Here is an 11751-nt window from a genome sequence, read left to right on the forward strand (position 1 = left end):
CAATGATTTTATTTTTAAGTAAATTTCCACAAACTGAAGCAGAATATCGTGATGGCTTTTTTCAGAGAGTAGCAAGTATTGATCAGTTTTATCAAAGAGATGAGAGAATTTATTTAGATATAAGTTTTTTTCATAATTGGAAAAAAGAAGTTTCGAAGAACGACTTAAGGATGGAAGTTTCTTGTAATATACTGTTGCACTTTTTTTTTGTACTAAATTGTTTTAATAAGTGTTCATTTGTGTATATACAATCAATTTATAATGCAATATATACTATTCTTTTTATTTTAATATCTAATAAATTTTTTGTTTTAGATCTTCATGGTGTTGTTCCTGAAGAGTTAATGATGAAGAATAAGAAGATTCATACATTAGTCGCTGAATTTATAGAACGTATGTTGTTTAAAAAGGTAAACGTGTGTATTGCTGTGACCAATAAAATGGTGATACATTATAAGAAAAAGTATCCATCGAGTGGGTGTCAATATATTGTATATGCAATTCTTCCTAGCCATTTAAAGAAAAAAGTAATTTATGATAATGATTCCTTATCTGACAAAGTAGAAATTATATATAGTGGAAATGCGCAAATTTGGCAGAATATAGATCTTATGCTAGAAGCAATAAAGAATAATTTAGATAATAAATTTAGGTTTACAATATTAACAGGTGAGCCAGAACAAATTTTAAATAAAGTAAAATATTTTCAGATAGATGCTAGTCAATTGTTGATAAAATCAGTAAAGCCTAACGAATTGGAAGATTATTATCGAAAAAGCCATTATGGGTTTGTTTTAAGAGATGATATTTTAGTGAACCAAGTTGCCTGTCCGACAAAAATTATTGAATATTTGACCTACGGCATCATTCCTATTGTGCTTTCAGAAAAAATAGGTGATTTTGAGGATTATGGCTATGAATATATCAAGCTAAATGAGTTAAATAATCAATTATCTTTACGAAAAAGTATGAGAAATCTAGAAGTGATTCAAAAAATATTTGATAATAATGATTACGATCTAAAAGTAGAGATTGATAAATATTTAAAGTTTTTTAAATATTAATTGTATGAGAACGATTTCATGTGGTTTTTTATCATGATATAATTTAAATTCATCTTTTGAAATTAAAAGTTGATGTTAGGTGGGTTTTATGAGTTTGTTGATAAGATTGTTTAATAAAATACATCATTTTATTTTAGGTTTGAATAGGATTAATAAACAAAAAATATTCTTGATAAATGAGGTTCCTAAAAAGTTTGTGATAGACTCATCTATCGGGAAAAAGAAAATTTTACTCATAGGCATTTATTTAACAGATTATCCAAACCAAGCTATTCATTTGATGGAGCAATTTTCTAAATCAAATGAGCATGCTGTTGATCAAAAATGGATCGCAATTGGTGGGAACCCAGTTCCAGAAGAGTTGAAATCATCAACAATTTTACATTTAAAAGAAAAAACACCGAAATTTAAACTTTTAAATCAAATATTTTCAGATATTAAGCTAAATGCTTATGATTATTTGATAGTTACGGATGATGATATTGTTATTCATGATCAGTTTTTAGATGTGTATATTGATATAGTGGATAGATATAACCTAAAAATTGCTCAACCTTCTAGGACAAGGCATAGCTTTAATATTCATAAAATTGTTTTACAAAATAGAAATACCATTGCAAGAGTTACTAATTTTGTAGAAATTGGTCCTATTTTTTCATTTCATTCCTCTATATTTCAATATGTTCTACCATTTCCTGACGGTGCTGAAATGGGATGGGGGTTAGATTATATTTGGCCGAAAATCGCTGAAAAATATAAATTTAAAATAGGTATTGTTGATGAAGTTGCTGTAGATCATAGCTATAGACCACAAAGTAAAACTTATTCTAATAGTACTAATGTAATTTTAATGAATCAATTACTGGCAGATATTGATAACAACATGAATGAAAAAAAAGTTATCATTGAAAAATTAAGATAAATTAAATGTTTTTTGTAGAGGTTAAGTATGGAACTAGTAAATAGAAAAGAGAGTATTCAAAGTATAGTTTTTTTTATTTTAATTAGTTCAGCCTTTATAAGTATTCATATATTACCTGTTAATCCAGCATATATTTTAGGATTAATCCCTATTTTTTTATCTATGCTTTATATAAACTTTAAAGAAGTAGATAAATTTGCATTAATGCTTTTTATCTATTTTTCTTTAAGTCTTAGTTTTTTTTATATCGGTATAGAAGTTTTTAAGACTGTTAATGCTAATCCTAATTACCAATCAAGTTTTTTGTATATTTTTTGCATAATTTTAGGTTTTTCAACCATATTAATTGGGTCAAATATTAAGAAAAAATATAGATTGATTGTGTATAGATATATTGCAAATTTTTTAATATTGTTTTTGCTAGTAGATCTTGTATCTAGATTTGCATTTGGAGGAAATAGTGGTAGTTTTTATGATTATAAATTTGGTCCGTTTTATCTAGATTCTAACTTTACAGGTAATATATTACTATGTTTTTTAATGTTTTATTATTTTTTATATAAACAGAAGATTTTAAATATTGGTTTCTTTAGATTTTCAATGCTTGTATTATTGCTTATTGGAACATTTTCAAGAGCTGCAATCTTTTCATTCGTTTTATCTTACTTTTTATTTAATTTAAACCAAAAATATAGAACAATTTTATTATCAGCTTCTGCGATTTTAGGCGTGATTCTTATCTATAAAATGATTAGCTTTTATTTGTTAGGAGGCGATTTTATGGGGGTAGATCCAAGTTTTAATTCTAAATTTGCATTGATTAATATTGCTATTGATAATTATGACAAATTACCAATTTTAAATAAATTTTTTGGAATAGGTTTGAATAATTTTTCATATTATTCAAATGGAATGTTTGCTCATAATTTTTTTATTACTTTTTTTTATGAATTTGGTTTTTTTGGAATTTTTCTTTTTTCATTACTATTATGCTATTTCTATATTAAACTGAAATCAGACTCTTTATATTTGATATTCCCATTTCTACTGTGTAGTTTTTCTTTATTCTCTGCTTATATGCCATTTTTCTTTGTAATTATGTCATGTATATATTTGGAAAAAAAATATTAATTATGGTGCTCATATGTCAAAAAATGCATTTTTAATTCTTACCCATAAACCTATTGAACATATTTATGCTTATGCGAAATTTTATCAAGATTCTAATTTTTATGTGCATGTCGATAAAAAATCAGATATAAGTTTAATTAATACACAAAAGTTGAATAATGTTTATTTCTTGGAGAATAGTGATAGAGTTAATATTACTTGGGCTGGTTTTTCAATGGTTCAAGCGACATTGAATCTAATAAATTTTTCTTTGAATAATGATAGTGAAAATTCTTTTTTTCATTTAATTAGTGGAGATGATGTAATTTTCCAAGCCTTTGATTGTATTGAATTTGATGAAAAAAAAATTTATATGGAATGTTATGAATCACCGAGACATAGATATAGAGTTCGTTTTGATACTCCGCACGCGGATACAAAGCATCAGAGAAAGCCGTATGGAAAAGCCCTAACGATTTTTTATAAGTTATTAGATAAATTAATACCAAGTGACGAAAAGTGCTTGTTTGGTAGCCAGTGGTTTTCAATAGGGCGTAAAGATTTAGAAGTGATGATGTCATCCGCGAACGAGGATTATCTTAACTCATTTAGACGCAAGTTATGTCCAGATGAACATTTTTTCCAATACCTTGTGAAAAATAATAATTTAATAGAAAAGTTATCAGAAGACAGTAATAAACGCTTTATTGTTTTTGATGATAATTATCAACATGGATCTAGTCCAATATTTTTGGATTTAGATACATTAAAAGAGAAAAATGAAAGTACCTACTGGTTCTCCAGGAAAGTAAAGCCTGATGTAATTTCAGAATTTATTAAGTTTAGGGGTTTGGGTTTAAAATGATGAGTTTCTCAGTCTTAAGCTCTATTTATCACAAAGAGCATCCATTACATTTTAATTCATGTATGGAAAGTATTTGGGATAAACAAACTTTAAAACCTACAGAAATTGTTTTAATTGAGGATGGTTCTTTAACACCTGAATTAGATCAAATTATTGCTAAATGGCAAGCAAAATTAGGTAAAGTTCTTCGGGTTAAAAAACTTGAACAAAATGTTGGAACAGGCAAGGCAAAAAATATTGGATTGCAAGAATGCACCTATGACATAGTTTGTATTGTTGATACAGATGATATTTATGTGCCAGAACGATTTGAAAAACAAATTAAATTTTTAGAAAAAAATCCTGATATCTCAATTGTAGGAGGGCAAATTCTTGAGTTTGTTGAAGACACTCAAAATCCGACAGGTATGCGTAACGTTCCTTTATCAAATGAGGAGTTAAGGAATTACGCAAAAAAACAAAGCCCTTTTAACAATATGACGATTGCTTACCGGAAATCACATATTCTTGAGGTGGGCGGCTATCAACATCATCTATGGATGGAAGACTATAATCTTTTTTTACGCGTTATTGCCAAAGGCTATAAGATTCAAAACCTAGCTGATGTGTTGGTATATGCTCGAATTGATAACGGCATGCATGGACGCCGCAAAGGGTTAGAATATATTAAAAGTGAAAAGCAATTACTAAATTTAAAAAAACAACTTAAGTTACAAAATCCAATTCATGCTAACATGTTATTTCTAATAAGATCAGCACTTAGGTTGGTACCTAGTTCACTGTTAGGAAAATTTTATAATACTTTTCTGCGGAAAAAAGTTAAAAAATAGAGTGGTAAATTAAGTAATGAAAAGATTGGTAGATATAGTTATATCATTGACGGCATTAATGATTTTGTCGCCTATTTTTTTATTTGTTGCTTATAAAGTGCGCAAAAATTTAGGGTCTCCTATCTTCTTCTATCAAGAGCGACCAGGAAAGAACGGTGAACTTTTTAAAATGATGAAGTTCCGTTCAATGAAAGATGCAACCGATACTCAGGGTAACCCATTACCCGATGAGCAACGTATCACGCCTTTTGGACAAAAATTACGTTCAACCAGTTTGGATGAAATGCCACAACTGATCAATGTCTTAAAAGGTGATATGAGTGTAGTTGGACCACGACCAATGCTGAAAGAATTTGTTGAGCTTTATTCACCTGAACAAGCACGTCGTTTAGAAGTCCGTCCTGGTATGACGGGTCTTGCACAAATAAGCGGTCGTAATGAATTGGACTATGAAGAACGTTTTAAGTATGACGTTTGGTATGTCGATAACCAAAGCCTATTGGTTGATTTTAAAATTATGTTTAAAACAGTTTCTGTCATGACAAATCGAGAAGGCATCAATGCGCCTGGTCATGTTGGTCCTTCTCTTTTCAAAGGGAATGAATCAGATGCAAAAAATGATGAAGTAAAGTCTTAAATTAATAAATTGAAGTTTTAAGTTATGATCAAAAAAGCCATTTTACCTGTTGCTGGATTAGGCACTCGTTTTTTACCTGCAAGTAAATCAATTCCTAAAGAAATGGTGACTGTTGTAGATCGCCCTGCAATTGAATATGTCGTCAAAGAAGCAGTGGCGGCTGGAATTGAACAAATTATTTTGGTGACACACTCATCAAAAGCGTCCATAGAAAATTATTTTGATCGAAATTTTGAGTTGGAAACCACATTAGAAAATAAGAAAAAAATTGATCTACTCAAAGAAATTACTGAAATTTTACCTAAACATATAAGTGTAGTCACTGTACGCCAACCTCAAGCATTGGGTTTAGGTCATGCTGTTTTATGTGCGAAATCAGTAATTGGAAATGATGACTTTGCTGTGTTATTGCCAGATGTTTTGGTGAAAGAAAATAGTACAGAAAACGACTTAGCGAGAATGATTCATCGTTTTAATACATCTAAAGCATCGCAGATTATGGTAGAGGCTGTCCCTGATCATCTAGTGGATCAATACGGTATTGTGGATGTTGCATCTTCACCTGTTGAGGGTGAAAGTATCATGATGAAAGGCATTGTCGAAAAGCCGGCAGTGGGTAGCGCGCCTTCAAATTTATCTGTGGTGGGACGTTATGTGCTTCCTGCTAAAATTATGCAATTATTAGAACAGACACCTAAAGGTGCGGGCAATGAAATTCAATTGACGGATGCCATTGCTGCATTACAAAAATTAGAAAATGTCGAAGCGTATCGTATGAAAGGTCAAACTTTCGATTGTGGTAGTAAAATTGGTTATTTAAAAGCAGTATTATACTATGGTATTGAACATCCTAAGTTGGGTGAAGAATTTAAACTACTTATTAAAGAATTGAATTTATTATAATTGGATATGATATGAATATTTGTGTATTTGGCACAACACTTCAAGCTGGCGTACTCGCTGGCTTGTTTGCTGAATATGGGCACCACGTATATTGGTGTCCTCAAGTAGGCGCTGATCATCAATACTCAGTACATTATCAAGATCAAGATTTAAATCAACTCATTCAAAAACAGATTAAAAACAATGCAATTCAATTGGTTGGGTTAAAACAGCTTAAATTGCAAAGTGAAGTTTTTTTATTTAGTTTTAACCCTTCTGAATTTGATCAAGCTAAGCGCTTGGCTGAAGAATTAAAACGACTTCCTATTATTCATCCAAGACTGATGATCAATGGTTCTACGTTCGGTTTACAGGGCACTGAAGAACTTAAACAAATTTTAGTGACTGACCATTGGGCTTATTTGCCTGACACGATTCAAGAAGGCAATGCGATTCAAAGTTTTATTGACTTAAAGCAAGTAATTGTGGGTGTAGATCAATCTGAAACACAGCAGATTATCAAAGAATTGTTAAGACCTTTTTTTCAATTAAAACATCAATATTTGTTTATGCCATTTTTAGATGCTGAATTTACCAAGCTGAGTATTTCAGGCATGTTGGCAACACGCATCAGTTATATGAATGATATGGCGCAAGTTGCTGAAAAATTAAATATTGATATTCATAATGTTAAACAGGGATTAGCATCTGATAGTCGAATTGGCGCATCATATTTATCTGCAGGTGTTGGTTTTGGTGGGGAAAATTTCTCCCATGATATTTTAACCTTAACCGGTACAGTGGCGGGCTCCGGGATCAAAAGCCAGTTGCTGGATCAGGTTTGGAATATCAATGAACAACAAAAAGAAATTTTATTTAGAAAACTGTGGAATTACTATCAAGGGCAGTTAACAGGTAAAGTTGTGGCGATTTGGGGTGCTTCTTTTAAAGAAAATACCTCCAGTATTGAGAACTCGCCAATTCATGCCATGCTTGCAGCGCTTTGGGCGCAAGGCGCGATTGTACAGTTGCATGACCCACAAGCCTTGGAGCGGGTAGCAAATTTCTATGGCGAACGCACTGATTTGATTTTATGTCATGATCAATACCAAGCCGTAGAAAATGCACATGCATTGTGTTTATTGACGGCTTGGAAGCAATATTGGAGTCCAGATTATTCGCAACTTTTACAGAAAATGGCCCATCCTTTAATTCTCGATGGTCGTAATATGTTAGATCCAGATTTCGTCAAAGCACAAGGTTTTGCTTATCAGGGTGTAGGGCGAGTATGACAAATTCTATATTAAATATTGATCAAAGAAATCAGCATTTAGCAGGATTGCAAAATCTTGCTACAGAACAACAGCAATTGCGCTTAACCGATTTATTTGAACAAGATCCACAGCGTTTTGACAAGTTCTCAGTACATTTTAATCAACTGAGTTTTGACTATAGCAAACATCGTATTGACCAAAATGCATGCGATGCCTTGTTTAAATTTGCAGATTCAAAACAATTAACGCAATGGATCAAACGTTTATTTACTGAAGAATCGATCAATTATACGGAAGACCGAGCAGCAATGCATTGGGCATTGCGCTTACCGAAACATGATCAAGATTACCCTGAGCTGGCTGAGTTGGTGCATCAACAATTAGATCGTATGTACCAGCTTGTTGATAAAGTCCACGCGGGACAATGTCGTGGTTCGACAGGTGAAGTGATTCAGGACGTGGTCAATATTGGTGTGGGTGGTTCTGACTTGGGACCATTGATGGTGAGTCATGCCTTATCAGATTATAAAGTCAGTACCTCTAAACCATTAAAAGTACATTTTGTTTCAACTATGGATGGTAGTCAGCTTTCTGATTTATTACATCAATTACGCCCAGAAACCACCTTATTTATTATTTCATCTAAGTCTTTTGGTACCATTGATACTTTATCCAATGCTCAAACAGTTCGTCAGTGGTTAGAAAAAGATTTGGGTACACAAAACAGTGTGATCCAACATCATTTTATTGGGGTTTCAACCAAGCCTGAGAAAATGACAGAATGGGGAATTGCAGCAGAAAACCAGTTCTTACTTTGGGATTGGGTCGGTGGTCGTTACTCGCTGTGGTCATGTATTGGTTTACCAATTGCATTGCAGATCGGTGTTGATGGGTTTAAGCAATTGCTCGCAGGCGCTTATGCGATTGATCAACATTTCCAAAAAGCCTCATTTGAACAAAATATTCCCGTATTGATGGGTTTGCTTGGGGTCTGGAATAATAATTTTTTAAATATTCAGACCCATGCAGTATTGCCTTATGATGGCCGTCTAAAATATTTTGCTTCTTATTTACAGCAACTTGAGATGGAATCGAATGGTAAGTCGATTCAAAGAAATAATGAAAAAGTTGATTTAAACACCTGTCCAATCGTCTGGGGGGAAGTGGGACCAAATGCGCAACATGCTTTTTATCAGCTTTTGCATCAAGGAACCCATGCAGTGAGTTGTGATTTCATTGCGCCGGTACAGCGTTATAACTCGAATCAATTCACCTATGCAGAAAGTGCGGAATCCTTAATTGAGCAGCATCATTTGGCTTTATCCAATTGCTTGGCCCAGTCGCGATTATTGGCTTTTGGTAACACAGCATTAAATGCCAATGAATTATCAGACTTACCTGTATATAAACAATATGAAGGTAACCAACCAAGCTCAACGCTATTGTTACAAGAACTAAGCCCTTATAGTTTAGGGATGCTGATCGCATTGTATGAACATAAAGTATTTGTGCAATCGGTCATTTGGAATATTAATCCATTTGATCAATGGGGGGTTGAAAAAGGCAAAGAAATTGCTAATCAATTACTCCCTATCCTCAATGGTAAAGAAAAAGACGTGTCTCAACTGGATGCTTCAACACAAGGTTTAATCAAGATATTGCTGGGTAAAGAATAGAGAAAAATTTATGGCAAATATTTTAGTAACAGGCGGTGCGGGTTATATTGGATCACATACTTGTGTGGAGTTACTTGAGGCTGGACATGAGGTTATTGTTCTAGATAATTTATCAAATAGCTCGGAAGAATCATTAAAACGTGTCCAAGCGTTGACTGGAAAAACGCTGAAATTTATTCAAGGCGACATTCGTTATCAACATGATTTAGATCAAGTTTTTTCAAACAACAAAATTGATGCTGTGATTCATTTTGCCGGTTTAAAAGCAGTGGGAGAAAGTCAGCAAATTCCACTGACTTACTTTGATCATAATATTGCAGGATCAGTTCAGCTGGCACAAGCAATGCAAAGAGCGGGTGTTTTTAATTTAGTTTTTAGCTCGTCTGCAACTGTATATGATGAAGCGAATATTTCTCCCTTAGATGAAAATATGCCGACAGGCATGCCTTCAAATAACTATGGTTATACCAAGTTAATTGTTGAGCAATTGTTGGAAAAGCTATCCATTGCGGATGAGCGCTGGTCAATTGCACTCTTGCGTTATTTTAATCCAGTTGGGGCACATAAGAGTGGCCGTATTGGTGAAGATCCACAAGGTATTCCAAATAATTTAATGCCTTATGTCACTCAGGTTGCCGTTGGGCGTCGTGAAAAACTTTCGATTTATGGTGATGATTACGACACTGTAGATGGTACAGGGGTGCGTGACTATATTCATGTGGTTGACTTAGCCAATGCGCATTTATGTGCTTTAAACAACCGTTTAGCGGCTCAAGGCTGCCGTGCTTGGAACATTGGTACAGGGAATGGTTCATCTGTACTTGAAGTGAAGAACACTTTCGAACAGGTGAATGGGGTTTCTGTTGCATATGAAATTGCACCGCGTCGTTCGGGGGATGTCGCAACTTCATTTGCAAATAATGCACGCGCAATTAAAGAATTAGGTTGGACGCCAAAGTATACTTTGGAAGATATGCTGGCAGACAGTTGGAATTGGCAAAAACAAAATCCAACAGGCTATCAAGCATAAATTTAACTGTAAAAAAATAGACGCATTAAGCGCCTATTTTTTTATCGCCATTTAGAACTTACCCTGAATCAACTGAGTTAACTCATCTACATAGTCTTGCATTGGTTTAGGATTTTTATCTGCACGGCTTTCAATATTTAAGCGTAATAATGGCTCGGTATTGGATGCACGGACATTTAAACGCCATTCACCAAAATCAAGGCTAACGCCATCTGTTTGATCAATTGCAGGGTTTAGATCGGCAAAATGATCGAAGATTTTTTGAATAGTTTTTTGAGTATCTTCGACTTTAAAGTTGATTTCACCACTACAAGGAAAACGTTCAATCATCCCTTCAACAAGGCTTGATAATGATTGTTGGGTTTCTGATACCACTAAAATTGCCAATAACCAAGGGATCATCCCGCTGTCACAGTAAGCAAAATCGCGGAAATAGTGATGTGCACTCATTTCCCCACCATAAGCCGCATTGTGTTCACGCATCACATCTTTAATAAAGGCATGTCCAGATTTAGATTGAACAGCAATACCATTATATTGGTCAATGATATCCAGTGTATTCCAAACTAAGCGAGGATCATGTACGATTTTTTCACCGGCTTTTTTTAACAAGAAAGCTTGGGCTAATAATCCAACAATATAATAGCCTTCAATAAATTGACCTTTTTCGTCGAATAAGAAACAACGGTCAAAGTCACCATCCCACGCAATTCCCATATCCGCATGATGTATTAAAACCGCATTTCGAGTGCTATCTCGATTTTCCACCAAGATTGGATTGGGAATACCATTTGGGAAAGTACCATCTGGATGATTATGGATTTTAATAAACTCTACTGGGATATTGAGCGCTTTGAACTTTTCTTCGATTGCATCAACGACATGACCCGCCGCGCCATTGCCTGCATTCATCACCAGTTTAAGCGGGCGAATTTTGCTCGGATCAATATAAGTAAGTAAGTGTTCAATAAATTCAGGCAGGATATTATATTTTTGGACTGAGCCTTTTTTCTCGACTTCAATGAATTGTTCAGATTCAGCCAATGATTGGATATCTTTTAGTCCCGTATCTGCACTGATTGGTCGGGCATTTTCACGAACCAATTTCATGCCATTATAATCCATCGGGTTATGGCTTGCTGTGATTTCAATACCACCTTGAACATCGAGATGAAAAGCAGCAAAGTAAACTTCTTCTGTCCCCGTCATCCCAAGATCAAGAACATCTACCCCAGCATCATTTAAGCCCCGAATCGTTGCTTGTTTTAATGCTTCACTGGTTAAACGGATATCACAACCGATAACAATAGTTTTCGGTTGATAGATTTGACCATAAGCACGTCCTACTTTATAAGCGATTTCTTCATTTAGCTCTGTGCCCAGTTTGCCTCGAATGTCATAGGCTTTGAAACAAGTCAGTTTATTCATGTTCATCTTTATATTGTTTAAGGTTGGCTGGTA

11 protein-coding genes are annotated in these 11751 nt (G+C 33.8%); 10 read left to right on the forward strand and 1 reads right to left on the reverse strand.

Features of this window, described 5'->3' with window-relative positions:
• Positions 1-2 precede the first annotated feature (2 nt).
• The 10 genes from AC4CVF_RS19315 (at position 3) to galE (ending at position 10290) form a co-directional block, all read left to right on the forward strand.
• On the forward strand, positions 3-1064 hold the full coding sequence (locus AC4CVF_RS19315) for a glycosyltransferase family protein (protein ID WP_490789845.1): 1062 nt from the start codon (positions 3-5) through the stop codon (positions 1062-1064).
• 88 nt (positions 1065-1152) lie between these two features.
• Complete coding sequence (locus AC4CVF_RS19320; protein ID WP_490789846.1) at positions 1153-1986, forward strand: hypothetical protein; 834 nt, start codon at positions 1153-1155, stop codon at positions 1984-1986.
• A gap of 27 nt (positions 1987-2013) precedes the next feature.
• A complete protein-coding gene (locus AC4CVF_RS19325; RefSeq protein WP_490789847.1) occupies positions 2014-3117 on the forward strand; it encodes an O-antigen polymerase in 1104 nt (367 codons plus the stop codon).
• A 13-nt stretch (positions 3118-3130) separates the two neighbouring features.
• On the forward strand, positions 3131-3961 hold the full coding sequence (locus tag AC4CVF_RS19330; protein ID WP_490789848.1) for a beta-1,6-N-acetylglucosaminyltransferase: 831 nt from the start codon (positions 3131-3133) through the stop codon (positions 3959-3961).
• On the forward strand, positions 3961-4791 hold the full coding sequence (locus tag AC4CVF_RS19335; protein ID WP_490789937.1) for a glycosyltransferase: 831 nt from the start codon (positions 3961-3963) through the stop codon (positions 4789-4791). The genes AC4CVF_RS19330 and AC4CVF_RS19335 overlap by 1 nt, the downstream gene beginning before the upstream one ends.
• A gap of 16 nt (positions 4792-4807) precedes the next feature.
• Positions 4808-5428, forward strand: coding sequence for a sugar transferase (locus AC4CVF_RS19340; RefSeq protein ID WP_333667321.1), 621 nt, complete (start codon positions 4808-4810; stop codon positions 5426-5428).
• Between the two features lie 24 nt (positions 5429-5452).
• Positions 5453-6331 carry a UTP--glucose-1-phosphate uridylyltransferase GalU gene (galU, locus tag AC4CVF_RS19345; protein WP_490789849.1) on the forward strand — a complete coding sequence of 293 codons (879 nt, stop codon included), beginning with the start codon at positions 5453-5455 and terminating at the stop codon, positions 6329-6331.
• Positions 6332-6342: 11 nt separating this feature from the next.
• Positions 6343-7602 carry a nucleotide sugar dehydrogenase gene (locus tag AC4CVF_RS19350; protein ID WP_336953801.1) on the forward strand — a complete coding sequence of 420 codons (1260 nt, stop codon included), beginning with the start codon at positions 6343-6345 and terminating at the stop codon, positions 7600-7602.
• Positions 7599-9260: a glucose-6-phosphate isomerase gene (pgi, locus tag AC4CVF_RS19355; RefSeq protein WP_490789850.1), complete on the forward strand. Its 1662-nt coding sequence runs from the start codon at positions 7599-7601 to the stop codon at positions 9258-9260. Before AC4CVF_RS19350 ends, pgi begins: the two co-directional genes overlap by 4 nt.
• Before the next feature lie 10 nt (positions 9261-9270).
• On the forward strand, positions 9271-10290 hold the full coding sequence (gene galE / locus AC4CVF_RS19360) for a UDP-glucose 4-epimerase GalE (RefSeq protein WP_490789851.1): 1020 nt from the start codon (positions 9271-9273) through the stop codon (positions 10288-10290).
• Between the two features lie 51 nt (positions 10291-10341).
• On the opposite strand, the gene AC4CVF_RS19365 is transcribed toward galE, so the two are convergent.
• Entirely contained in the window at positions 10342-11718 is a 1377-nt protein-coding gene (locus AC4CVF_RS19365) for a phosphohexomutase domain-containing protein (protein WP_490789852.1), read from the reverse strand.
• Positions 11719-11751 lie beyond the last annotated feature (33 nt).

Source organism: Acinetobacter sp. LipI_19 (assembly GCF_058242925.1).